The following is a 22,868-nucleotide window of genomic DNA, read 5'->3' as shown; positions in this document are numbered from 1 at the left end:
GGCCGGCAACGCATTTACCTGGGTGGCGCCCTCACGCCCGGTGCGGGGTACCCAGGTATTCGGCGCTCTGCATTTCAATCAGGCGCGAGGCGGTGCGCTCGAACGCGCCCTGCAGGCGGGTGCCGGAATACAGCTCGACCGGCGAAGTGCTGGCGGTACAGACCAGGTTGACGTGGCGGTCGTACAGTTCGTCGATCAGATTGACGAAGCGGCGCGCGGCATCTTCGTTCAGGCGGTCGAACGCAGGGATGCCGCCCAGCAGCACGGTGTTGAACTCGTGCGCGATCTCGATGTAGTCCGACGGGCCACGCGGGCCCTCGCACAACGCAGCGAAATCGAACCAGGCGATGCTCTTGCCACGGCCGCGGACCGGGATCTTGCGGCCCTCGATCTCGATGTTGCCGGTCTTGGCCGGTTGGCCGCCACTCAGTTCGTTCCAGCGCGTGGCCAGCCATTCATCGCTGTCGGCGGCCAACGGTGCGCGGTACACCGGCGAGCGGGTCAGCGCGCGCATGCGGTAGTCCTCGGTGCCCTCGGCGTACAGCTCGACGCAGAAGCGCTGCAGCAGGTCGATGGCCGGCATGAAACTCTCACGCTGCAGGCCGTTGAGATACAGGTTTTCCACCGCCGTGTTGGAGGTGGTGACCAGGGTCACGCCCTCGGCGAACATCCGCTCCAGCAGCCGCGCCAGCAGCATGGCATCGCCGATGTCGGTGACGAAGAATTCGTCCAGCACCAGCACGCGCAGGTTGCTGCGCCACTCCTGGGCGATCTTCGCCAGTGGATCGCTCTGCCCCTGGTGTTCACGCAAGCGCTCGTGGACGCTGCGCATGAAGCGATGGAAGTGGGTGCGGTACTTCTGCTTGATCGGCAGGCCGTCGTAGAACAGGTCGACCAGGAACGTCTTGCCGCGACCGACGCCGCCCCAGAAGTACAGGCCCTTGACCGGCTCGGGCTTCTTCCAGAACGAGGACAGGCGATCCAGCCAACCGTCCTCGGCACTGTCCAGCAGGCCCAGGTGGATGCGGTCCAGCTCGGCCAGCGCCGCGTGCTGGGCCGGGTCGTTCTGCCAATCGCCACGGGCAACCCCTTCCGCGTACCGCTGCGACGGGGTCAACTCGGTTGCACTCATGCCGCCGCGCCCAGCCAGTGCTTGACGCCGTGGGTCAACGCGCCGCGCAGATCGATCAGCTTGCGGTGGAAGAAGTGGCTGGTCTCGGGCATGCGCACCAGCTCATGCGGGAAGTCCAGCGTGTCCAGCCACTGGTAGACGGCCTGCGGATCGACGATCTCGTCCTGCTCGCCCTGGATCACCAGCCAGCGCGCCGGCGGTGCGATGCCGTCGAAGTCCCAACGGCCCGCCGGCGGCGCGATCGAGACCAGCGCTTCCGGCTGCAGCGCGGCAGCGGCCTTCAAAGAAACGAACGAGCCGAAGCTGAAACCGGCCAGCCACAGGCGGTCATCCGGACGCTGGCTGCGCACCCAGGCGGCGACCGCCTTCAGGTCGTCCTGCTCGCCCACGCCGTGATCGAACTCACCGGCCGAACCACCGACGCTGCGGAAGTTGAAGCGCACCGTGGCGATGCCCAGCTCGCGCAGGGTGGTGGCGGTCATGGTGACCACCTTGTTGTGCAGGGTGCCGCCTTCGGTGGACAGCGGATGGCAGATGATCGCCACGATCGGCTGCGCCGGCACATCGGCCTTGGGCAGGTCGACGACCACTTCCAGCGGGCCGGCCGGGCCGTCCAGTTCGAGGCAGGCGGTTTCGCCGGGGGCGACGGGGAACGAAGGCTTGTGCATGGCACCATGATAGCGTCCCCTGCCCCTGCCCTGTGCCCGCCCCATGCTCTACCTGTCTTTGGCCGTGATCTGCAGCGTGCTGGTTTCGGTGTTGTTGAAGCTGGCCAGCCGCCGCCAGCTGGATGTTTCGCAGATGGTCACCTGGAACTATCTGGTGGCGGCAACGCTCACCGCCGTGGTGCTGCAGCCGCCGCTGGATGCGTTGCGCGCGCCGCATGCCCCGTGGCTGTCGCTGCTGGCGCTGGCGGTGGTACTGCCGTCGATTTTCCTGGTGCTGGGCCGCGCGGTGGCGGTGGCCGGCATCGTCCGCAGTGACGTGGCGCAGCGGCTGTCGCTGCTGTTGTCATTGGCTGCTGCGTTCCTGTTCTTCGGCCAGACCGCGACGCCATGGAAGCTGGCGGGTCTCGCCCTGGGCCTGCTGGCGATGGTGGCGATCAGCCTGCGCCCGCGCGGACCGGCGGTGGCGCCCTCACCGGGTGGCTGGGGCTGGCTGCTGGGCGTATGGGCCGGGTTCGCGGTGGTGGACGTGCTGCTCAAGCAGGTGGCGCTGTCCGGCACGCCGTCGATGGCGGCGGTGCTGGCCAGCTTCAGCGTGGCCTTCGTGCTGATGCTGGCACTGCAGCTGTGGCGGCACGCCAGTGGCCGCAGCCGACTGGCCTGGCGCAACCTCGGCGCCGGCGCGCTGCTGGGCCTGCTCAACGGCGGCAACATTCTCTTCTATGTACATGCGCATCAGTCGATGCCGGACAGCCCGGCCACCGTGTTCGCCGGGATGAACATCGGCGTGGTGGTACTGGGCGCGCTGGTGGGTGTGTTCGCCTTCGGCGAAGCGACCACGAAGTGGAACCGCGCCGGCCTGGCGCTGGCGGTGCTGGCGATCGGGTTGATCGCCTGGGGGTGAGCGATTCCCGGGGTCGGATCCCATTCCCACGGAATGGGCTCTGACCCCAATGCACCGGACCCCAATGCATGTCGGGCTACGAACGCGCGGGCCGCACGCGGGGTCAGAGCCCATTCCATGGGAATGGGATCCGACCCCGGCGGTGCGTTATTTGTCGAAACCCAGCAGCAGCGGATCGTGGTCGGAACTGCGCCACGGGCCCTGCACGTTGCGGCCCTGGTAGCCGCTGGCGTCCTGTTCGTCGGCATTGCTGTGCCACTCGGCGGCACCGCGCAGGCGCTTGACCATGCCCGGATTCAGCAGGGCGTGGTCGAGGCGGCCGGTATAGCCGTTGTAGACGTAGCTGTAGGGATGCTCGACCTTGGCGACCTTGAATGCGTCCTGCCAGCCGAGGTCATGCAGGGTGCGGATCGGGTCTTCCATCGCGTAGGCATTGAAGTCACCCAGCAGCACCGCGTCCTTGGCACCGGTACCGGTCGGGTCGGTCTGCAGCCAGGCGTGCAGCTGCTGCGCTGAGGTCACGCGGGTGGCGTTCCAGCAGCCCTGGTTGTCGTTGCGGTCGGCGTCGGCGCCGCTCGCATCGCGGCAGCCCTTCGACTTGAAGTGGTTGGCGACCACCACGAACGGTGCGCCCTGCTTGCCCTGGAAGGCCTGCGCCAACGGCACGCGGCTGTGCTCGACGAACGGGCCGCCGGTCAGCGTGGCCGGCTTGCCAACCGGCTGCAGGCGCGTGCTGCGGTAGATGATGCCGACCCGGATCGGATTGTCACCGGGGCCGCTGCCGGCGTCGACGAAGCGCCAGTCACCCTGCGCGCCGCGATCGCGGTTGAGCGCATCGACCAGTTCGGCGATGGCCGACTGCGGGCCGTAGCCGTCGTTCTCCAGCTCCATCAGTGCAGCGACATCGGCGCCCAGCGCGTTGACCGTGGTCACCAGCTTGGCCACCTGCGCTTTGTGCTCATCCGGCGTGCGCGCACCGCGCAGGGTCGGGAAGCCGCCGCCCTGGCCGTCGCCATTGAAGAAATTCTCCAGGTTGAAGGCGGCCACATGCAGGCTGCCCGGCACCGTCGGCACCGCCGGACGCTTCAGCTCCGGCAACTTCAGCACGCCTTCGACCTGCAGGCGCGGCCGACCCTGTGCATCCACGTGCACCACGCCTTCCACATTGCGCAGCTGCATGCCGGTGCGCAGTACCGGGTTACCCGGCAGGTAGGCCACGCTGGCCGGGTCGCGGGCATCACTGCCGTCGTCCAGCACCAGGCGGCGGCGCTGGTTGTCGGCCATCACCTGCTCGTAGCCCGCGGTACCCGGCGCGGCCACTTCGGTCGGCTGCCAGAGGCGGCCATCGAAGGCCACGGTGAGCTGCCCAAAGCGCTCCAGGCCATCGGTGCCGGCCAGGGTCAGTGGCGCGGCGATGCGCACGTGCTGGCCATCCAGTGCACGCCAGTCGGCCGGCGCGGCGGTCAGCACCACGGTGGCGCTGTTGCGCGCGGCGGCGGGTGACGCGACCGGTGCGACCTGCGGCTGGGCCTGGGCGAAGGCGCCGGCCGGCAGCAGCAGGGACAGGGCAAGAACGAGGGAACGGCGGCGCATCGACGGGCGACTCCATGGAAGAGGCGCACAGACTAACCCTGAAATGCGAAACCCCGCCTGCGCAGCGGGGGTATATGGGCGATCAGGCCTTGGTGGGCAAAGCCTGGTAGTGCCGGCCGCTGGCCGGCAACCTCATGACCTTCGTGCAATGCGTGGTTGCCGGCCAGCGGCCGGCACTACCGGTTATTTCAGGTTGCCCAGCATCCAGTCCACGGTGGCGTGGATCTGTTCCTCGGTCAGCGCCGGGTTGCCGCCCTTGGGCGGCATGATTCCGCCATCGGGGCCGGTGTAACCCTCGATGGCGTGCTTGTAGAGGGTGTCCTTGCCCTGTGCGATGCGCTTGTCCCAGTGCGAGTGGTCCAGCGTCGGCGCCATGCCCACGCCGGTGGTGTGGCAGGCGGTGCACAGGTTGTCGAAGATCACCTTGCCGTCCTTGGTGCCGCCGTACGCCACCTGCGACGCAGCCTTGGCCAGTGCCGCTGCGGCTGCCGCAGCCTGCGCGGCGGCGCCGGTGCTGCCGGCATAGACCGCGCCGGTGGGCGAGATGCGCTGTTCGGTGCGTTTGACCGCGGTGGGCGACACCTCGGGTGGAATCCGGGTGTGGATGTAGGCGGCAAGGAGGATGAGGCCGAGGGTGATGGTCGCCAGCAGCGCGATCACCATTGAGAAGCGTTTCAGGAACTCCAGATCGTAATTCCGCACTCTTCGTTACCCCTGGCTGATAGTCGTTGGACCACGGCTGAGCGACTGCGTGATGGACCGAGTATAGAACGCGCTTTGCGTGCGACAACAGGCGTCACTGCTGGTGCGGCGCAGCATGCGGACCCGGTAGTGCCGGCCGCTGGCCGGCTTCGCCATCCCGCCGGATAGATCGTGCAGAAGCCGGCCAGCGGCCGGCTCTACCGAATTACCGAGCGCCGATCGCGCGCAGGCAGAAGCTGCAGATCGCGTCCACCAGCGCGTCTTCGTCGCGGTGTGCTTCCCGGCTGGGCGCGGTGGGGCCGACCATCGCTTCGGTGAAGGCGCCGACCAGGCAGGCGGCGGCCACGTGCGCGTCCTGCGCCGGCAGCTCACCGGCCGCCACGCCCTCCTCCACCAGCCGCAGGAAGACGTCGCCGAAGGCGCGGCGACCGCGCATGCGCTCGGCTTCCACCTCCGGATCGACCGGTTCAACGATGAAGGCGTGCGCCAGCCCCGGTCCGGCCAGGGCACGGCGGACGAAGGCGGTGATCGCCAGCCGCAGGCGCTCGCTGGCCACCTCCGGGCCGCTGGCGATGCGCTCCATGATCGCCACCTCGTGGGCCACCGCGGCGTTGAGCACCTCCACGAACAGCTCGGCCTTGGACGGGAAGTGCCGGTAGATCAGGCCGGTGGACACCCCCGCCTGGGTTGCCACAGCGGTCACCGGGGCGTTGCGCCATCCGCCGGCGGCGACCCGTTCACGGGTCGCCAGCAGGATCCGTTCGCGGACCCCGGCCAGGCGTTCTTCCATCAGTGCGGAGCGTTTGTAGGCCATGTTTTGATTCTAGATTCAATTGTTGAATTTGTATTCACTTCTTTCCCGAACCCCGCTACGCTGGGGCCCAATCGCCCGTGCGGGTGGCGGTCCCTGAAACCGCCGCCCGCTCCCCGCCGGGTGCGTCCATTCCCTGCAATCCCGTCGTGGAGCCACCACAATGCACGTGCCATCCCTGAACTTCGACCTTGGCGAAGACATCGACCTGCTGCGCCAGAGCGTGGCCCATTTTGCCGCCGCCGAGGTCGCACCGCTGGCCGCCGAAGCCGACGCCACCAATCAGTTCCCGCTGGCACTGTGGCCGAAGCTGGGCGAACAGGGCCTACTCGGGCTCACCGTGGAAGAAGAATACGGCGGCACCGGCATGGGTTACCTGGCCCACGTGGTGGCGATGGAAGAGATCTCGCGCGCCTCCGGTGGCATCGGCCTGTCCTACGGTGCGCACTCCAATCTGTGCGTGAACCAGCTGCGCAAGAACGGCAACGAGGAGCAGAAGCAGCGCTTCCTGCCCGGCCTGTGCAACGGCAGCCTGGTGGGCGCACTCGCGATGAGCGAACCGGGTGCCGGCTCGGACGTGGTGTCGATGAAGCTGCGCGCCGACAAGCGCGGTGACCGCTACGTGCTCAACGGCAACAAGATGTGGATCACCAACGGCCCGGACGCCGACGTGCTGGTGGTCTACGCCAAGACCGACATGGCCGCCGGCGCCAAGGGCATCACCGCGTTCCTGGTCGAGAAGGGCATGAAGGGCTTCTCCACCGCGCAGAAGCTGGACAAGCTGGGCATGCGTTCCTCGCCCACCTGCGAGCTGGTGTTCCAGGATTGCGAAGTACCGGAAGAGAATGTGCTGGGCCAGGTCGGTGGCGGCGTGCGCGTGCTGATGTCCGGCCTGGACTACGAGCGCGTGGTGCTGTCCGGTGGCCCGCTGGGCCTGATGGCCGCGGCCATGGACGTGGTCATGCCCTACGTGCACGAGCGCCACCAGTTCGGTGAAGCGATCGGCAGCTTCCAGCTGATCCAGGCCAAGATCGCCGACATGTACGTGGGCCTGGGTGCGTGCCGCGCCTACGTCTATGCCGTGGCGCGCGCCTGCGACCAGGGCCGCACCACCCGCCAGGATGCCGCCGGTGCCATTCTGTACGCCGCCGAGAAGGCCACCTGGCTGACCGGCCAGGCAATCCAGATCCTGGGCGGCAACGGCTACATCAACGAATATCCGACCGGCCGCTTGTGGCGCGACGCCAAACTGTATGAAATCGGCGCCGGCACTTCGGAGATCCGCCGCATGCTGATCGGCCGCGAACTGTTCCAGCGCACTCTGTAAGGCCACCGCGATGACCGTCCTCAACAGCCAGCTGCAACCGGGCAGCGAAACGTTTGAAAGCAACCGCGCCGCCATGCAGGCCGTGGTTGATGACCTGCACGCCACCCTCGCCCGCACCGCGCTGGGCGGCAGCGAAGCGGCGCGCGCCAAGCACACCGCACGCGGCAAGCTGCTGGTGCGCGACCGCATCGACGCGCTGCTCGATCCGGGCAGCGCCTTCCTGGAGATCGCGCCGCTGGCCGCGCATGGCATGTACGACGATGCCGTGCCCGCTGCAGGCGTGGTGGCCGGCATCGGTCGCGTGAGCGGCGTGGAATGCGTGATCGTGGCCAACGATGCCACGGTCAAGGGCGGTACCTACTACCCGATGACGGTGAAGAAGCACCTGCGCGCGCAGGAGATTGCCGAGCAGAACCACCTGCCGTGCATCTACCTGGTCGATTCCGGTGGCGCCTTCCTGCCGCTGCAGGATGAGGTGTTCCCGGACCGCGATCATTTCGGCCGCATCTTCTACAACCAGGCCAACCTGTCGGCGCAGGGCATCCCTCAGATCGCCTGCGTGATGGGCAGCTGCACCGCTGGTGGTGCCTATGTGCCGGCGATGAGCGACGAGACGGTGATCGTGCGCGAACAGGGCACCATCTTCCTCGGCGGCCCGCCGCTGGTGAAGGCCGCCACCGGTGAAGTGGTGACGGCCGAGGAACTGGGCGGCGCCGACGTGCACACGCGAATTTCCGGCGTGGCCGACCACATGGCCGACAACGATCTGCAGGCGCTGGCACGGGTGCGCGCGATCATCGCGCAGTTGAACTGGCGCAAGCCGGAGCCGGCGATGGCGGTGCAGGCCAACGAGGAACCACTGTTGCCGGCACACGATCTGTACGGGGTGATCCCGGCCGACACGCGCAAGCCCTACGACGTGCGCGAGGTCATCGCGCGCCTGGTCGATGGCTCGCGCTTCGATGAGTTCAAGCCACGCTACGGCGCCACGCTGGTCACTGGCTTTGCGCATCTGAACGGTTACCCGATCGGCATCATCGCCAACAACGGCATCCTGTTCTCGGAGTCGGCACTGAAGGGGGCGCACTTCATCGAACTGTGCACCCAGCGCAACATCCCGCTGGTGTTCCTGCAGAACATCACCGGTTTCATGGTCGGCCGCAAGTACGAACAGGGCGGTATCGCCAAGGACGGCGCCAAGCTGGTGATGGCCGTGGCCTGTGCCAAGGTGCCCAAGTTCACCGTGGTGATCGGTGGCTCGTTCGGTGCCGGCAACTACGGCATGTGCGGCCGTGCGTACTCGCCGAACTTCCTGTGGATGTGGCCGAACGCGCGCATCGGCGTGATGGGCGGCGAGCAGGCCGCCAGTGTGCTGGCAACCGTCAAGCGCGATGGCATCGAAGCCAAGGGCGGCCAGTGGCCGGCGGCGGAAGAAGATGCGTTCAAGGCGCCGATCCGCGACCAGTTCGAGCAGCAGGGTCATCCGTACTACGCCAGCGCGCGCCTGTGGGACGACGGTGTGATCGATCCGGTCGACACCCGCCGCGTGCTCGCCCTGGCGCTGTCGGCCAGCCTCAACGCCGCCCCGCAGCAGACGCGCTTCGGCGTGTTCCGCATGTAACCCGTGCCATGACCGAGCAAGCTCCTATGAAGCACGTTGCCATGTTCACCAAAGTCCTGATCGCCAATCGTGGCGAAATCGCCTGCCGCGTCATCACGACCTGCCGCCGCCTCGGCATCGCCACGGTGGCGGTGTATTCCGATGCCGACCGCAACGCGCGCCATGTGCGCCTGGCCGACGAAGCCATCCACATCGGCCCGGCCGGCGCGCGCGAAAGCTACCTGCGCGGCGACGTGCTGCTGGACGCCGCGCGCCGCAGCGGTGCGCAGGCGATCCATCCCGGCTACGGCTTCCTGTCCGAGAACGCCGACTTCGCCGATGCCTGCGCCGCCGCCGGCATCACCTTCATCGGCCCGCCGGCCAGTGCGATCCGTGCGATGGGTGACAAGAGCGCGGCCAAGGCACTGATGGCCAAGGCCGGTGTACCGCTGACCCCGGGCTACCACGGTGACCAGCAGGCACCGGACTTCCTGCGCGCGCAGGCCGACGGCATCGGCTACCCGGTGCTGATCAAGGCCAGCGCCGGTGGCGGTGGCAAGGGCATGCGCAAGGTCGAGCGCAGCGAGGACTTCGTCGATGCACTGGCCAGCTGCCAGCGCGAGGCCGCCTCGGCGTTCGGCAACGACCACGTGCTGGTGGAAAAGTACGTGGAGCGCCCGCGCCATATCGAGATCCAGGTGTTCGGCGACAGCCACGGTGAGGCGGTCTACCTGTTCGAGCGCGACTGCTCGGTGCAGCGCCGCCACCAGAAGGTGCTGGAAGAAGCACCGGCGCCGGGCATGAGCGCCGAACGTCGCGCCGCGATGGGCAAGGCCGCGGTCGATGCCGCGCGCGCGGTGGGGTACGTCGGCGCGGGCACGGTGGAGTTCATTGCCGGCCCGGACGGCGATTTCTATTTCATGGAAATGAACACCCGCCTGCAGGTCGAGCACCCGGTCACCGAATACATCACCGGCACCGATCTGGTCGAGTGGCAGCTGCGCGTGGCCTCGGGCCAGCCGCTGCCGCTTCGCCAGGAACAGCTGGCCATCCATGGCCATGCGATCGAGGCGCGGCTGTACGCCGAGGACGCCGACCGTGGCTTCCTGCCCTCCACCGGCACCCTGCGCCGCCTGCGCCTGCCGATGCCATCGGCGAATGTGCGCGTGGATACCGGCGTGGAGGAAGGCGACAGCATCAGCCCGTACTACGATCCCATGATTGCCAAGCTGATCGTCTGGGACGTGGACCGCGACGCTGCGCTGCGCCGCATGAGCCAGGCCCTGGCCGACTGCCAGGTGGTGGGCGTGACCACCAATGCCGGCTTCCTGCGCCGGCTGGTGAACACCGATTCGTTTGCGCACGCGAAGCTGGATACTGCGCTGATCGAGCGCGAACAGGCGGCATTGAGCGCGGCAGGCGACAGCGACGACGCACTGTGGCAGCTGGCGGCGGTGGCTGCTGTTGCCAGCACCGCAGACGCCGGCATCGACGCGCGCGACCCGCATTCGCCGTGGCAGGCGCAGGATGGCTGGCGCCTTGGTGCCTCCACACCGCGCGCGCTGCCGTTGCAGCAGGGCGAACGCACGCACACGCTGAAGGTGTGGGTGCAGGCCGATGGCTGGCGTGTGCAAAGCGATGACGCAGCGCCGGTGCAGGTAATCGGTACGGCCAATGCGCAGGGCCTGACGGTACAGCTGGGCGAGCGTCGCTGGTCGTTGCAGCTGCTGCGCGAGGGCGACCAGCTGTACCTGTTCGGCGCCGATGGCCAGCACCGCTTCACCCTGCATGATCCGGTGGGCGAATCGGACACTGCCGTGGCCGACGCTGGCAGCCTGCTGGCGCCGATGCCGGGCAAGATCGTGGCCACGCTGGTCGCCGCCGGTACCGAGGTCAAGCGCGGTACGCCGCTGGTGGTGCTGGAGGCGATGAAGATGGAGCACACCCTGCAGGCACCGGCCGATGGCACGGTGAAGGGCTACCGCGCCAAGGCTGGCGACCAGGTGGGTGATGGTGCCGTGCTGGTGGACTTCGAAGCGGCGTGATGTGGCGGGGGCCGCGCGGGTTCAGACCGCGCGGTCCTCGGGATTCCAGATCACACCTGCCGGGTCCAGTTCGGTCGTGGTTATGGTCGGGGCGCGCCAGCCAAAACCGCATACGGCGAGGACGCCCTCGGAACGCGGATCTAGGCCAAATTCGTGCTCGATGGGCCAGGTCGCCGACGACGCCTCCGACCTGGACACCGCCCTGAAACTGTGTCGCAGGAACGTCAAGCTGGCCTCTCCGGTGCGCTCTTCCAACGTTTCTGGAACCACGGTGCCATGCCCAGCAGGACCACTGGCCTGTACCGGCTCGGCGCGCCTTGCTTGACGCTGCGCTGCGGCACGCTCGCGGTAGTCACACGTGGTTTAATCGGCGGACATTGACCCACATGGAGTGTTTCCGATGTCCGCAAAGTCCCCGATGACCACTGTCAATGCCGGTCGGCTGCTCGACCTGCTGTGTTCTGACGACGCCTTCCGCGCAGAGTTCACAGCCGATGCCGGCGCTGCGATGGTGCGGCATGGGCTGCAGGCACAGTCCGGCACAAGCCCCTGCGCCATCCACAACGTCCTGGCCAGCAAGGAAGAGTTCCAACAGGTGCGCCAGCAGATCGCCGCGCTCCTGGCCCAGCGCGCCGCATTCAATGTCCCCTTCATGTTCGAATCCGGGCATCTGCAGGGAAGCGTGCACCACTCCGCCGTACCGCAGGCCGCTTGAACGCCCCTCAATCCACTTCAGAGGTAAATCCGATGCTGCCGTTCACTCGTGCCCCGTTCTCCAGCGAACACACCACCACCGAGTCGCCGCGCTTTGAGCCGCAAACCGCCATTGCCCTGCTCGATCGCCTGTGCAGCGACGACGTGTTCCGTGCGCAGTTCAGCAGGAATCCGCTGCCGGCCTGCCGACAGATCGGCCTGGCATTCGACTCAATGGCGCAGGTGCCGCCTTGCCTGAGCACCGGCAAGCTGGCCAGCAAGGAAGAGCTGAGCCAGGCCCGCGATGCCCTGGTGAACTATCTCTCCAGCCACCGCGCAGCCATGACCGTGGTCTTCACCTTCGAAGCCGGTCACGTCCACCGCATCATCCAGTAATGCACCCGACAAGGGGCGCTGGGTACTCCAGCGCCCTGCCGGGCTTGTTCAATCGCGGGCCTCGCGCTTCCAGACATGCCCCGCAGGGTCCAGCTCCGCCGTGGTCATGCTCTGCGCACGCCAACCGAATCCGCACACCGCCATTGCGCCGTCGACCATCGGGTCGAACCCCAGCAGCGACTCGATCTCCGTCTCATTGATCGCCGCGGTGACGAAGCCGCCCAAGCCATTGGCCGTGGCCGCTGTATACAGTGCCTGCGACACATGGCCGACATCCAGGCTCACGGCGCGATAGGCCTTGGCGTGGTTGCGGTACTTCCAGAAGTTGCGACCGAAACGGCAGACCAGCACCACCATGGCGTGGGCCGAAGCGAACCAGTGCTGGCCCGACAACAGGCGCAGGCAGAAATCGTCCAGCTGGGCGGGCTGCGCCTGTTGCCGTGCCAGCTCGTGAGCCACGGCATGGTAGTGATACAACCCAGGCTGCAGGCCATCGACCTTGCGCGCAATCACGTACGCTTCCAGCGGATGCAGGCTACCCGCGGACGGTACGTTCTTCTTCAGGAAGCGCACGCCGGGTTCGGTTTCCACCTGTGCCTGCGCCATCAGCACGTGCTGCATCATGCCGGCCAGCATCTCCAGCGATAGAGGCTTGTCCTCGGCGTAGTTGCGGCAGGTGGTACGTGCAGCCAACAGCTGCGCCACGGCATCGGGTGCCGCGACCGGCAGAGCGATGGCACCCGGCTGCCGCTCCGGGGCTTCGGTCGGTGGCTTGCCGAGCTGCTGCACCAGGTCCTGTGCGGTCACCATCCGGTGCTTCTCCATATCGCCGGCACTGTCTACGCCCGCCCAGCGGGAATGGCGATGATGGATGGCTGACAAGGCCCACCAGTGCCCGTCGCGAACACGCTGGTCGGCCTGTCGCGCCGCCTCGGGCGCGCCCTCCTCGGCGATGAGCAACCCCGCCTCCAGCAGCGATGCGACTCGGGCGCGGTTCTGCAGGTCATCCGGCAAGACCTGCCAGCGCTCCGCGCTGGTCTGCAACAGCAACGCACAAGCGTCGGCATCGAGCGTCACAGGCTGATCGAGATGGGCAGCACGCACCTGCAACTGCTGCACGAACTCCACACCGGTTCCACCAGCCAGCAGGCTGTTCAGGGAGAACGATGGTTGTTCATCGGGAACAACAGCCAGCGCGTGGCATCGGCGGTACCGCGAAGAGGTCATCGACGTTCCTGTGGCAAATGGGATTCCGGCAATGTGCTGCCGGTGGAGCTGGGTAAGTATGGCCCAGTACCGCGTTCAAGACCCATCGATCCGCGCCGCTATGACTACGGTCAAAGGCACGCGCCACTTGTTCGACCTTCCCTGTCTCCTTGGATCCCACGCTCATGACCAACCGCAAATCCCCACTGTCCCTCGCTGACGCCACCACGCTGCTTGATCTGCTCACCACCGACGCAGACTTCCGCACAGCATTCAAGCAGGACCCGGCAACAGCCCTGCAGCAGATCAGTGTCGAGGCGGGTGCCGCCGCGCAGGGCTGCATGCTGTCCGCCGACCTGGCCTCCAATGAAGATCTGGCCGCTGCACGCGACAATCTGGTGCAGCAGCTGACCGAGCGCGCGGTGTTCAGCCATCCGCATTGCTTCATCGACGGTTCGCAGGCACCGACGCCCTGACCTTGGTGCCGATCGCTCAGGATGCGTCCGGTGAGAGGGCGCATCCCGGGCGTGATGGCCCACGCTGGCTGTCGCCTACATTCAATGCCTGCAACACGGACGAGCCTGCGAATTCGGTATAGGCGCGCCCGCGGTGCCGACGCATCCAGTCCAGCTGCGACTGCTGCTCCTGTATCGCGCCCTGTGCGGCGTAGGCCGCTGCCAGCACGCTGTGGACCTGGAACAGCTCGCTGCCATCAACCATCGCCTGCAGCATCTTGATTGCCTGCGCGCTGTCACCGGACAGATGCAACGCATTGGCCTTGACCACCGCCGCCAACTGGCGCGCACGTGGGTCGACGGCGTCGGCCGCCAATACGTCAAGCTCGGCCACCTGCCGGCCGATCGAGGATTGCAGGCCCAAGCGCTGTGCCGCATACAAGCTGGCCGCAGCGAAATACAGATACTGTCCGCGTTCACCGTTGTCGGGGCGTGCCGCATTCCGCAGCAGCGCGCTGGCCTGCGTTGCGAAGTCGCGTGGCGCTACGCATCGAGCCGCCGCGGCGTGAACAGCCAAATTGACCGTGCCCAGCAGATCACATACGAAGGGACCGCCATTGCACCGGCCTGCGGACGCGACCGAGGCTGCCAACGCCTCCTCGAATCGCCCCTCATCAATGGCCAGTGAAGTCCCTTCCAGCCACCGTCCCGGCCCGTTCTCCGGCAACCGCGCCAGCACTGCACTGGCCTCTGCATTTCGCCCGGACACGGCCAGCGCCGCAACCAGCTGCCGGTTCGGGCGACCTTCGGCGAGCTGCATGGCACGATGCAGCGTTGCTACCGCCTCATCGACCTTTCCCCGTGCCAACTGGATGCGCCCGAGCAGCTCCAGCGTCACGCTGCGCAACGGGTTCTGCTCCACGTTGGCATGGGCAACGGCCTGCTCCGCCTTTTCGTAGTGGCCCAGCACGAACTCGGCCAGACCATGGTTGACGCTGGCCCCGTGATGATCCGGATACAGATCGGCCAGTACCTTCCAGGCCTCGCCAGCGGCGGATTCAGAACCGGACTCCAGCTCCACCTGCCATGCATCCAGATACAGGCCCTCACGCGTGCTCAGCCGATGACGCAGCGTCCTGACCTTGGTCAGCAAACCGCGCGCGTCCTCCAGCTGGCCCTGGCTGAACATCGATCGCATCTGCCCGACATAGGCCATGGCGAAGTCGGGATCGATGCGCGTTGCGATCTGGAAAAATTTCAATGACGACTCGGTCTGTCCGCGGCCATAGGCAAGCTGTCCGCGTGCGTAGGCATGCAGTGCGTCGAGGTTGGCTGTTGCCACCTGCGGCAACGGTGCCGATGTCTTGCCGATCTGCGCCATCGCTTCGCCCAACCGCGATCGCAATTGCACCACCACTTGGTCACTGGAGGTCAGCGCGGAAGGCAGGCCTTTGCCATCGGAATAAACCGAGTAGACGGTCTCGCCAGTGGCAGGATTGACGACATCGACGGCCACACGCAGCTGGCCGTGTACCTCACGGATCGAGGGATCCAGTACCGCGCGCGCGCCATCGCGCATTGCGATCTGGACAGCGGCGGTACGATCGATCTCGGTGTTTTCTGGCATCAACATGCGCGCCATGGTGTCGCGCGCCTTCACGTCGCTGATCACGTTTACGTAACGCGACTGCTCAAGCCCGATGCGCAACGCCTGGTTCAGGGCGTCGTCCAGGACCGGGTTATCGGTCAGGTTGCGCGCATCGGCCATCACCACCCAGTCGCGTTCGGCGAAGGCAATCGCCGGCTGTGGCCGGGCCAGCAGCCACAGGCCCAGCCCGACAGAGACAATCAGGGCCGCCTGCGCGGCCATCGCCAGCGGACGCCGCCAGACCGGAACATCAGGGCGTGCCTTGTCGCTGGCACGCGGCCGGGAAAGCATGCCCTTCCCCGCCACCGCCACGCCCAGCACTTCCATCGGTTGCGCCACACCGCGAAAGCGCCAGCGACCGAATGACCTCCACTGCAGGCGACCGCCCAGTTCACCCAGCTCCGTCGCTGCACGGCGCACCACCGATTCAGCAGCCGCCGACATCAGCAGTTGTCCGGGGGGAGCCAACTGCATCAGGCGCGCTGCCATCGGCTTGGCCAGGCCCTCCACCTCCACAGCCTTGGCTCCAAGCGCGATCGATTCCGAGCTGTTGTTCCACAGGATGACCTCACCCACGTGCAACCCGGCCCGCGCCTGCAGTCGGAGATCACGCGCCTGCCCCAGCGGCTGCAGGCCACGCTGGTAATCCAGGGCGAATCCGAGCGCATCAATCGGGCGCTCGAACAGCATGAACAATCCGTCGGAGCGGTCGATCAGCTGGCCGTGCCAGCGCTGCTGCAGCGCCAGCACCAAGCGGTCGTGTTCCTGGAACAGCTCGGCGGCAGCCACATCGCCGATGCGTTCGACCAGCAGCAGCGAATCACACAGATCGGTGAACAGCAGCGCACGCAGTTGCTGGTTGTGCGGCGTCGACGTTCCGTTGTCGCCATTCATCGCCGGTCTCTCCCGATCAAGGTATGTCCGCTGCATCCGCCCAGCGCAGGCAGTTGCCACCATCGCGCTTGGCCTGGTACAGCGCGCGGTCGGCGTTGGCGTACCACTCGCTCCAGCCCGATTCCGTCGGCAGCAGGCTGGCGCCGATGCTGACCAGGCTGACATGCGGAGTGCCATTGCTGCGCTCGAGCAGGCCGTGTACCGCACTGAGAATGAACTCGGCGGCGTGCTGCACGATCTCGTGGTTGCCTCGGCGCAGGATCAGGCAGAACTCGTCGCCACCCAGGCGGCAGGCCAGATCCTGCTCACCGGCCATCGAACGCAGGATGTTGCCCATGCTCTGCAGCACGCGGTCACCGGCCTGGTGGCCGTGGCGGTCGTTGATCTGCTTGAAGCGGTCACAGTCGATCAGCAGCAGCGCCTGCGGCAATCCCTCGGCCTCGGCTCGGCATTCCTGCAGGTACAGGGTCAGGCCACGGCGGTTGTGCAGCCCGGTCAGTTCATCGGTACGCACCAGCTCACGGGTGTGGGTCAGCTGATGGGTGGTGATGTACAGGTTGTCCAGCGCGGTTTCCAGATCGTGGTTGCGCCGGCGCAGCTGGCTGATCAGGGCCTGCTCGTTGGTCAGCACGCGCATGATCGTGCGGCGCAGGAAGTAAGCGACCAGGCCCGGATCGGATTCGACCAGGCGATGGAAATCAGTAGGCCCCAGCTCCAGCACTTCACAGTCGACCAGCGCGCGGGCACTGGCGCTGCGCGGGTGGTCGCCGACCAGCAGGCCGAGCTCTCCGAAGAACTCATGCTGGCCAAGGGTCTTGATCACCAGGTCCTCGCCGAAGTCGAGTTCGATCCGGCCTTCGAGGATCACGTACATCCGCTCGCCGCGATGGCCACGCTGGAACAGCCACTGTCCGGCATGAAGCTTGCATGCGCGGGCGAATCTGGCGAACAATGCAACCTCGGCATCGGACAACAGTGCATGCACGATCTCGGCCATCGCCACCCGGGCGATACCTGACGTCACATCACTGTTCTCGGCCGCACCCCTGCCGGTCATTCCCTGCACCTGCCGCCAGCGTCCCCTGGTGAGCCGCGGAGCATAGCACCGCTTTAAAGTGTGCGCCCTATCTCATTTTGAGTCTTCCGGCGAACCGATCCGATGTGAAGATTCAGCATGGCCCGTTCTGGTCATGAGTGTCCGCACAAAAGCCCTGCTGGATCAATCTGCTGGGCATCTTCACAGGGATTCGGCCAAGTTCTCCGGCCCCAGGGTGCGCCTGATTGACGCTGGCAGGATTGGCGACCGTTTGATCGATACAACAACGCCGGCAGGTCCCCCGACCGGCCGGCGTTGTCTGGCCCTTCCCTGGCCACCCTGATCGGATTTCGAGGCTTCGGTAGAGCCGGCCGCTGGCCGGCTTCCCTGTGGTGCCCGAAGGATCGCGTGGTTGCCGGCCAGCGGCCGGCACTACCGCATCACGCCGCGCGTTCGCTGCGCCCGCCGTGGAACTGCTCTTCCTCGGTCGAACCGGTCAATGCGGTGGTCGACGACTGGCCCTGCTGGATCGCCTGGGTCACCGCATCGAAGTAGCCGGTGCCAACCTCACGCTGATGCTTGACCGCAGTGAAGCCGCGCTCGGCCGCTTCAAACTCGGCTTCCTGCAGTTCCACGAACGCGCTCATCTGTCGACGTGCATAGCCGTGGGCCAGATTGAACATGCCGTAGTTCAGCGCATGGAAGCCGGCCAGGGTGATGAACTGGAACTTGTAGCCGTAGCTGCCCAGCTCCTTCTGGAACTTGGCGATGGTGGCGTCGTCCAGGTTCTTCTTCCAGTTGAAGCTGGGCGAGCAGTTATAGGCCAGCAGCTTGCCGGGGAACTTCGCATGGATCGCCTCGGCGAACTTGCGTGCGAATTCCAGGTCCGGCTTGCCGGTCTCGCACCACACCAGGTCGGCATAGGGCGCATAGGCCAGGCCGCGGCTGATCGCCTGGTCCAGGCCATTGCGGGTCTTGTAGAAGCCTTCCACGGTGCGCTCACCGGTGGCGAACGGCTTGTCGTTGCCATCGATGTCGCTGGTCAGCAGATCCGCGGCTTCGGCATCGGTACGCGCCACCAGCAGGGTCGGCACGCCCAGCACGTCGGCGGCCAGGCGCGCAGCGTTGAGCTTCTCGATCGCCTCGCGGGTCGGCACCAGCACCTTGCCGCCCATGTGGCCGCACTTCTTCACCGACGCCAGCTGGTCTTCGAAGTGCACGCCAGCGGCACCGGCCTCGATCATTGCCTTCATCAGCTCGAACGCGTTGAGCACGCCGCCGAAGCCGGCTTCGGCATCGGCCACGATCGGCTGCAGGAAATCGATGTCGTCCTTGCCTTCGGCGTGGTGCAGCTGGTCGGCGCGCAGCAGCGTGTTGTTGATGCGCTTGACCACCGCCGGCACCGAATCAGCCGGGTACAGCGACTGGTCCGGGTACATCTGCCCGGCCAGGTTGGCGTCGGCCGCCACCTGCCAACCGGACAGGTAGATCGCCTTCAGCCCGGCCTTGACCTGCTGCATCGCCTGGTTGCCGGTCAGTGCACCCAGCGCGTTGACGAACTCGCGCTCATGCAGCGACGCCCACAGCTTCTCCGCACCCAGGCGGGCCAGCGAATGCTCGATGTGGACGGTGCCGCGCAGGCGCACCACGTCGGCGGCGCTGTAGTTGCGCTGGATGCCTTCCCAACGCGGGTTGGTGTCCCAGTCGTGCTGGATCTGTTCGGCAGTGGGCAGCTTGCTCATGTCTTTCTCCAGTTCGGTTCGTGCGTGCAGCGGGGAGGGAAACGGCAGAATTGCGGGCGGTCGGTCAGTCGATGCGCGCGTAGGCCGGCAGGGTCAGGAAATCGGTCAGTTCGTCGCTGCGGCTCAGTTCGCCGAGCAGCGCGATGGCCTCGCCGATGTGTGTGCCACCGGGCAGCGCGGCGGTATCGCCCAGCCGTGCCGGCAGCTGCGACAGGGTGGAATCCAGCAGCGCCAGATCGATCGCAGTGCCATCGTCCAGCTGCTGGCCCGGCGTATGCAGCCACTGCCACAGCTGGCTGCGGCTGATCTCGGCGGTGGCCGCGTCCTCCATCAGGTGATGGATCGGCACGCAGCCGTTGCCATCCAGCCACGCCGCCAGGTAGCGCACACAGACTTCCACGTTGCCCTCAAAGCCGGCACGGGTGATGGTGCCCGGCGGCCGCGCGATCAGTTCGTCGCGGCCGACGCGCACATCCTGGCGCAGCACGCTGTGCTGGTTTGCACCGGGCATGTGTTCGTCGAAGATCGCCATCGCCACCGGAATCAGCGCCGGGTGCGCCACCCAGGTACCGTCGTGGCCGGCAGTGACCTCGCGCAGCTTGTCAGCACGCACGCGGGCCATCGCCTGCTCGTTGGCAGCGGCATCGTTGTTGATGGGAATCTGCGCAGCCATGCCGCCCATCGCATGCGCACCGCGGCGATGGCAGGTCTGGATCAACAGCTCCGAATACGCCTTCAGGAACGGCTGGGTCATGGTCACCTGGCCGCGTTCGGGCAGCACGCGGTCGGCATGGCGGCGGAAGGTCTTCAGGTACGAAAAAATGTAGTCCCAGCGCCCGCAGTTCAGGCCGACGATGCGGTCACGCAGCGCGTGCAGGATCTCGTCCATCTCGAACACCGCCGGCAGCGTTTCGATCAGCACGGTCACCTTGATCTGGCCGTGCGGCAGGCCGAGCATGCCTTCGATGTGCGACAGCGCGGTCTCCCACAGCGCCGCCTCTTCCATGCTCTGCAGCTTGGGCAGGTAGAAGTACGGGCCGCGATCCTTGGCCTGCAGGGTGCGGGCGTTGTGGAAGGCGAACACCGCCGCGTCGAACAGGCCACCAGCGATGAACTGGCCATCGATGCGCACGTGCTTCTCGTCCAGGTGCCAGCCGCGCGGGCGTACGATCAGCACCGCCTGTTCGTCGAACGGGCGCAAGGTGTAGTGCTTGCCGGCCTTCCCGTTGGATGCCGGTGCGGTGTACTCGAGATCGCCACGCACCGCGGCGGCCAGCGACTGCTGCCCGGCCAGCAGGTTGCGCCAGGTCGGCGAGGTCGAATCCTCGAAGTCGGCCATGAACACCTTGGCGCCGGAGTTCAGCGCGTTGATGACCATCTTCGGGTCGGTCGGGCCGGTGATCTCGACGCGGCGGTCCTGCAGCGCGGCCGGCAGCGGGGCAACACGCCAGTCGCCGCTGCGGATCGCGGTGGTGTCTTCGCGGAAGTCCGGCAGGCCGCCCTGGTCGAAGAACGCCTGGCGCACGCGGCGCGCCTGCAGCCGTGCCTGCCGGCCCGGTTCCACCGCGCGGTGCAGCGACACCAGCAGGGCCAGCAGCGGCGCCGGCAGCAGGGTGTCCTGGCCGGCCACGCGGGTCGCCAGGGCGATACCGGGAGTGGCCTTGGCGGCGGGGGTGGGAACAGCGGAAGCGACGGCGGACATGAGGCGACTCCAGCGGTGGGGGAACGTCTCCACGGTGCCGTCGGGGCCGAGTATTTGGCAAAACAGTTTTTGCAATATTCTACATAAATTGTGCTAATACTTATGACACGATGACCACACGCCCCCCGCCAAGTCCCCGTTTTTCCTACAAATCCGACCGGCTGAAGCCGCTGCGTGCGTTCTGCCAGACCGTGCGCCTGGGCTCTGTCTCACGGGCCGCTGAGGCACTTTTCGTCAGCCAGCCTGCGATCAGCCTGCAGCTGCAGGCGCTGGAACGGGAGCTGGGGGTGCCGTTGTTCGAGCGCAGCGGGCGGCGCCTGGTGCCCAGCCGCGAGGGCCAGCTGCTGTACGAAATGGCGCAGCCACTGGTAGAGAGCCTGGACGGGCTGGAGGCGCGCTTCCGCGACAAGGTGCGCGGCCTGGACGCGGGCGAGCTGAACATCGCCGCCAACAGCTCGACCATCCTGTACCTGCTGCCGAAGATCGTCGAACGCTTCCGCCTGCACCATCCGGATGTGCGGCTGACCCTGCACAACGCAATCAGCGCCGACGGCACCGACCTGCTGCGCGAGGACGCCGCTGACCTGGCGATCGGTTCGATGACTGATGTGCCTGCCGACCTCAGCTATGCCCCCGCCTACCGCTTCGAGCAGGTACTGATCGCCCCGCACGACCATCCGCTGGCCAGTGGCGGCGAGCTGGAGCTGGCCGACATCGCACGCTATCCGCTGGTGCTGCCGCCGAAGCGGCAGATCACCTACCGGCTGGTCGACCAGGTGTTCCAGCGCCACCGCATCGCCTACACCGTGGCGCTGGAGGTGGGCGGCTGGGAGGTGATCAAGCAGTACGTGGCGATGGGCATGGGCATTTCCATCGTGCCGGCGCTGTGCCTGAACGAGGCTGACCGCGAGCGGTTGGCGGCGCGGTCGATGAAGCGCTGGTTCCCCGAGCGCAGCTACGGGGTGATCGTGCGGCGTGGCAAGGCGTTGTCGGCGCAGGCGCGGGCGTTCATCGAGCTGATCCAGCCGGAGTTGTTCAGTCCGCGCGATTACGACCAGAGCGGGCATTCGGAACGATGAGGGGTGTTCGGCAGGGCTGCGCCCTGCACCTGCCGAATCAACGGCAACGGCAACGTCAAAAGCGGGCATTCCGTAGATGGCGGGGCGGTGTGGGTGGGCAGGACACGCTGTAAACCCGTCCATGGGAGCTCGATGGCGCCATCCATGGCGCCAACGGTCCTGCCCACCCACACCGCCCCGCCTCTGACAGATCCCCGCAATCTGTCGGGGTCGGATCCCGTTGCTGCGCAACGGGCTCTGACCCCATTTCTGGCTGGCGATGAATAAACTGGCCCCATGTCCATCGAACTCCGCCATCTGCGTTACTTCCTTGCCGTCGCCGATACGCTGCACTTCGGCCAGGCGGCGGAGCGGTTGGGCATGTCGCAGCCGCCGCTCAGCCAGCAGATCCGCCAGCTGGAAGATCTGATCGGTGCGCGCCTGTTCGTGCGCAGCCATCGTCGTGTGCAGCTGACGCCTGCCGGTGAACTACTGCAGGAACGTGCACGCGCCATCGTGCAGCAGGTCGAGGCTGCGGTGGACGAGGTGCAGCGTGCTCAGCGCGGCGAGCAGGGTGAGCTGCGTATCGGGCTGACCCGCGCCACGCCGCTGTCACCGCAGATTCCGCGTTCAATCCTGCAGTACCGCCAGCGTTATCCGCAGGTGCGGCTGCAGCTGAGCGAGATGAACACGCTGCAGCAGATCGATGCGCTGCTCGATGGCAGCCTGGACGTGGGCATCATCCGCAAGCGTGCGTTGCCGCCGGAACTGGTGGCGCACAGCCTGTTCGTCGATCCGCTGGCGTTGATCGTGCATGCCGATCACCCTGCTCTGCGCAGGCTGTCGAAACAGGGCACGCTGTCGCTGCGCGACTTCGCCCAGGAGCCGTTCGTGGCATTCCGCCGCAGTGCCGGTGCGGGCATCCACGACCACATGATCGCGTTGTGCGCGGCGGCGGGCTTCACCCCGCGCATCGTGCAGGAGGCCGGTGAGGCGTCGACGCTGATCAGTCTGGCCGCCGCAGGCCTGGGCGCAGCGATCCTGCCGTCGTCGTGCGACCACATCCGCGTGGAAGGCGCGCGCTTCGTGGCACTGGCCGATGCCGGTGCGCATTCGGAAGTGCAGCTGGCATGGCAACGCGAAGGGGTGACACCGCTGATCCGCAACTTCGCCGGGCTGCTGCGTGAGGCGTTCGCGGAGGGGTGAGGGTGCAACCCACCCGGTAGTGGCCAACCTTGGTTGGCCCACGGCCACAGCGC

At 66.8% G+C, this 22,868-nt stretch carries 19 protein-coding genes and 1 pseudogene; 9 read left to right on the top strand and 11 right to left on the bottom strand.

Going from position 1 to position 22,868, the window contains the following annotated elements:
* Positions 1 to 31: 31 nt before the first annotated feature.
* Both zapE and AC3ITW_RS00995 read right to left on the bottom strand, forming a co-directional pair.
* Positions 32 to 1,132, bottom strand: a complete 1,101-nt coding sequence (gene zapE, locus AC3ITW_RS01000; RefSeq protein WP_489389970.1) for a cell division protein ZapE — start codon at positions 1,130 to 1,132, stop codon at positions 32 to 34.
* The gene (locus AC3ITW_RS00995) at positions 1,129 to 1,800 is read right to left on the bottom strand and encodes an alpha/beta hydrolase (protein WP_489389969.1); all 672 of its coding nucleotides are present in this window, start codon (positions 1,798 to 1,800) and stop codon (positions 1,129 to 1,131) included. Before AC3ITW_RS00995 ends, zapE begins: the two co-directional genes overlap by 4 nt.
* A gap of 43 nt (positions 1,801 to 1,843) precedes the next feature.
* Here AC3ITW_RS00995 and AC3ITW_RS00990 point away from each other — a divergent pair, with 43 nt between their 5' ends.
* The gene (locus tag AC3ITW_RS00990; RefSeq protein WP_004136071.1) at positions 1,844 to 2,701 is read left to right on the top strand and encodes an EamA family transporter; all 858 of its coding nucleotides are present in this window, start codon (positions 1,844 to 1,846) and stop codon (positions 2,699 to 2,701) included.
* Between the two features lie 147 nt (positions 2,702 to 2,848).
* On the opposite strand, the gene AC3ITW_RS00985 is transcribed toward AC3ITW_RS00990, so the two are convergent.
* The 3 genes from AC3ITW_RS00985 to AC3ITW_RS00975 form a co-directional block, all read right to left on the bottom strand.
* Positions 2,849 to 4,294, bottom strand: a complete 1,446-nt coding sequence (locus AC3ITW_RS00985; RefSeq protein WP_004136070.1) for an ExeM/NucH family extracellular endonuclease — start codon at positions 4,292 to 4,294, stop codon at positions 2,849 to 2,851.
* A 183-nt stretch (positions 4,295 to 4,477) separates the two neighbouring features.
* Positions 4,478 to 4,996 carry a c-type cytochrome gene (locus AC3ITW_RS00980; RefSeq protein WP_012509749.1) on the bottom strand — a complete coding sequence of 173 codons (519 nt, stop codon included), beginning with the start codon at positions 4,994 to 4,996 and terminating at the stop codon, positions 4,478 to 4,480.
* Between the two features lie 205 nt (positions 4,997 to 5,201).
* Positions 5,202 to 5,810, bottom strand: coding sequence for a TetR/AcrR family transcriptional regulator (locus AC3ITW_RS00975; RefSeq protein WP_012509748.1), 609 nt, complete (start codon positions 5,808 to 5,810; stop codon positions 5,202 to 5,204).
* A gap of 160 nt (positions 5,811 to 5,970) precedes the next feature.
* Here AC3ITW_RS00975 and AC3ITW_RS00970 point away from each other — a divergent pair, with 160 nt between their 5' ends.
* From AC3ITW_RS00970 to AC3ITW_RS00960, 3 genes are read left to right on the top strand one after another with little or no spacing between them, the layout of a single operon-like run.
* Positions 5,971 to 7,134 carry an isovaleryl-CoA dehydrogenase gene (locus AC3ITW_RS00970; RefSeq protein ID WP_004135891.1) on the top strand — a complete coding sequence of 388 codons (1,164 nt, stop codon included), beginning with the start codon at positions 5,971 to 5,973 and terminating at the stop codon, positions 7,132 to 7,134.
* A gap of 10 nt (positions 7,135 to 7,144) precedes the next feature.
* A complete protein-coding gene (locus tag AC3ITW_RS00965; RefSeq protein ID WP_153674916.1) occupies positions 7,145 to 8,755 on the top strand; it encodes a carboxyl transferase domain-containing protein in 1,611 nt (536 codons plus the stop codon).
* An 8-nt stretch (positions 8,756 to 8,763) separates the two neighbouring features.
* Positions 8,764 to 10,779 carry an acetyl/propionyl/methylcrotonyl-CoA carboxylase subunit alpha gene (locus AC3ITW_RS00960; RefSeq protein ID WP_489389968.1) on the top strand — a complete coding sequence of 672 codons (2,016 nt, stop codon included), beginning with the start codon at positions 8,764 to 8,766 and terminating at the stop codon, positions 10,777 to 10,779.
* Positions 10,780 to 10,800: 21 nt separating this feature from the next.
* Here the strand turns inward: AC3ITW_RS00960 and AC3ITW_RS00955 are convergent.
* Positions 10,801 to 10,941 (bottom strand): annotated as a pseudogene (locus AC3ITW_RS00955) (putative peptide maturation dehydrogenase); the annotation flags it as partial.
* A gap of 238 nt (positions 10,942 to 11,179) precedes the next feature.
* On the opposite strand from AC3ITW_RS00955, the gene AC3ITW_RS00950 reads away from it, so the two are divergent.
* Positions 11,180 to 11,494, top strand: a complete 315-nt coding sequence (locus AC3ITW_RS00950) for an NHLP-related RiPP peptide (protein WP_489389967.1) — start codon at positions 11,180 to 11,182, stop codon at positions 11,492 to 11,494.
* A gap of 32 nt (positions 11,495 to 11,526) precedes the next feature.
* The gene (locus AC3ITW_RS00945; RefSeq protein WP_012509743.1) at positions 11,527 to 11,868 is read left to right on the top strand and encodes an NHLP-related RiPP peptide; all 342 of its coding nucleotides are present in this window, start codon (positions 11,527 to 11,529) and stop codon (positions 11,866 to 11,868) included.
* Positions 11,869 to 11,916: 48 nt separating this feature from the next.
* Here AC3ITW_RS00945 and AC3ITW_RS00940 read toward each other — a convergent pair whose 3' ends face one another.
* Complete coding sequence (locus tag AC3ITW_RS00940) at positions 11,917 to 13,095, bottom strand: putative peptide maturation dehydrogenase (RefSeq protein WP_012509742.1); 1,179 nt, start codon at positions 13,093 to 13,095, stop codon at positions 11,917 to 11,919.
* Positions 13,096 to 13,259: 164 nt separating this feature from the next.
* Here AC3ITW_RS00940 and AC3ITW_RS00935 point away from each other — a divergent pair, with 164 nt between their 5' ends.
* Complete coding sequence (locus tag AC3ITW_RS00935; RefSeq protein ID WP_012509741.1) at positions 13,260 to 13,550, top strand: NHLP-related RiPP peptide; 291 nt, start codon at positions 13,260 to 13,262, stop codon at positions 13,548 to 13,550.
* Between the two features lie 16 nt (positions 13,551 to 13,566).
* Here AC3ITW_RS00935 and AC3ITW_RS00930 read toward each other — a convergent pair whose 3' ends face one another.
* The 4 genes from AC3ITW_RS00930 to aceB form a co-directional block, all read right to left on the bottom strand.
* Positions 13,567 to 16,071, bottom strand: a complete 2,505-nt coding sequence (locus tag AC3ITW_RS00930; RefSeq protein ID WP_100435553.1) for a putative peptide modification system cyclase — start codon at positions 16,069 to 16,071, stop codon at positions 13,567 to 13,569.
* A gap of 16 nt (positions 16,072 to 16,087) precedes the next feature.
* Complete coding sequence (locus tag AC3ITW_RS00925; RefSeq protein WP_012509739.1) at positions 16,088 to 17,128, bottom strand: GGDEF domain-containing protein; 1,041 nt, start codon at positions 17,126 to 17,128, stop codon at positions 16,088 to 16,090.
* 419 nt (positions 17,129 to 17,547) lie between these two features.
* Positions 17,548 to 18,849, bottom strand: a complete 1,302-nt coding sequence (gene aceA, locus AC3ITW_RS00920) for an isocitrate lyase (RefSeq protein WP_004135729.1) — start codon at positions 18,847 to 18,849, stop codon at positions 17,548 to 17,550.
* A gap of 64 nt (positions 18,850 to 18,913) precedes the next feature.
* A complete protein-coding gene (aceB, locus tag AC3ITW_RS00915; protein ID WP_485617228.1) occupies positions 18,914 to 20,551 on the bottom strand; it encodes a malate synthase A in 1,638 nt (545 codons plus the stop codon).
* Positions 20,552 to 20,661: 110 nt separating this feature from the next.
* Here aceB and AC3ITW_RS00910 point away from each other — a divergent pair, with 110 nt between their 5' ends.
* Entirely contained in the window at positions 20,662 to 21,630 is a 969-nt protein-coding gene (locus AC3ITW_RS00910; protein ID WP_100470131.1) for a LysR family transcriptional regulator, read from the top strand.
* A gap of 276 nt (positions 21,631 to 21,906) precedes the next feature.
* Positions 21,907 to 22,815, top strand: coding sequence for a LysR family transcriptional regulator (locus AC3ITW_RS00905; protein ID WP_485617227.1), 909 nt, complete (start codon positions 21,907 to 21,909; stop codon positions 22,813 to 22,815).
* Positions 22,816 to 22,868: the final 53 nt, after the last annotated feature.

This window comes from Stenotrophomonas sp. KH_052, assembly GCF_057838755.1.
Note: the sequence above shows the minus strand (reverse complement) of the source record. Positions and strands in the feature narration are given on the sequence as shown.

Coding starts and splice junctions, on each gene's coding strand:
- aceA (WP_004135729.1), bottom strand. CDS start 18,849: ATGAGCAAGCTGCCCACTGCCGAACAGATCCAGCACGACTGGGACACC.
- AC3ITW_RS00925 (WP_012509739.1), bottom strand. CDS start 17,128: ATGACCGGCAGGGGTGCGGCCGAGAACAGTGATGTGACGTCAGGTATC.
- AC3ITW_RS00975 (WP_012509748.1), bottom strand. CDS start 5,810: ATGGCCTACAAACGCTCCGCACTGATGGAAGAACGCCTGGCCGGGGTC.
- AC3ITW_RS00945 (WP_012509743.1), top strand. CDS start 11,527: ATGCTGCCGTTCACTCGTGCCCCGTTCTCCAGCGAACACACCACCACC.
- AC3ITW_RS00960 (WP_489389968.1), top strand. CDS start 8,764: ATGACCGAGCAAGCTCCTATGAAGCACGTTGCCATGTTCACCAAAGTC.
- AC3ITW_RS00935 (WP_012509741.1), top strand. CDS start 13,260: ATGACCAACCGCAAATCCCCACTGTCCCTCGCTGACGCCACCACGCTG.
- AC3ITW_RS00970 (WP_004135891.1), top strand. CDS start 5,971: ATGCACGTGCCATCCCTGAACTTCGACCTTGGCGAAGACATCGACCTG.
- AC3ITW_RS00985 (WP_004136070.1), bottom strand. CDS start 4,294: ATGCGCCGCCGTTCCCTCGTTCTTGCCCTGTCCCTGCTGCTGCCGGCC.
- AC3ITW_RS00930 (WP_100435553.1), bottom strand. CDS start 16,071: ATGAATGGCGACAACGGAACGTCGACGCCGCACAACCAGCAACTGCGT.
- AC3ITW_RS00940 (WP_012509742.1), bottom strand. CDS start 13,095: ATGACCTCTTCGCGGTACCGCCGATGCCACGCGCTGGCTGTTGTTCCC.
- aceB (WP_485617228.1), bottom strand. CDS start 20,551: ATGTCCGCCGTCGCTTCCGCTGTTCCCACCCCCGCCGCCAAGGCCACT.
- AC3ITW_RS00910 (WP_100470131.1), top strand. CDS start 20,662: ATGACCACACGCCCCCCGCCAAGTCCCCGTTTTTCCTACAAATCCGAC.
- AC3ITW_RS00950 (WP_489389967.1), top strand. CDS start 11,180: ATGTCCGCAAAGTCCCCGATGACCACTGTCAATGCCGGTCGGCTGCTC.
- AC3ITW_RS00995 (WP_489389969.1), bottom strand. CDS start 1,800: ATGCACAAGCCTTCGTTCCCCGTCGCCCCCGGCGAAACCGCCTGCCTC.
- AC3ITW_RS00965 (WP_153674916.1), top strand. CDS start 7,145: ATGACCGTCCTCAACAGCCAGCTGCAACCGGGCAGCGAAACGTTTGAA.
- zapE (WP_489389970.1), bottom strand. CDS start 1,132: ATGAGTGCAACCGAGTTGACCCCGTCGCAGCGGTACGCGGAAGGGGTT.
- AC3ITW_RS00905 (WP_485617227.1), top strand. CDS start 21,907: ATGTCCATCGAACTCCGCCATCTGCGTTACTTCCTTGCCGTCGCCGAT.
- AC3ITW_RS00990 (WP_004136071.1), top strand. CDS start 1,844: ATGCTCTACCTGTCTTTGGCCGTGATCTGCAGCGTGCTGGTTTCGGTG.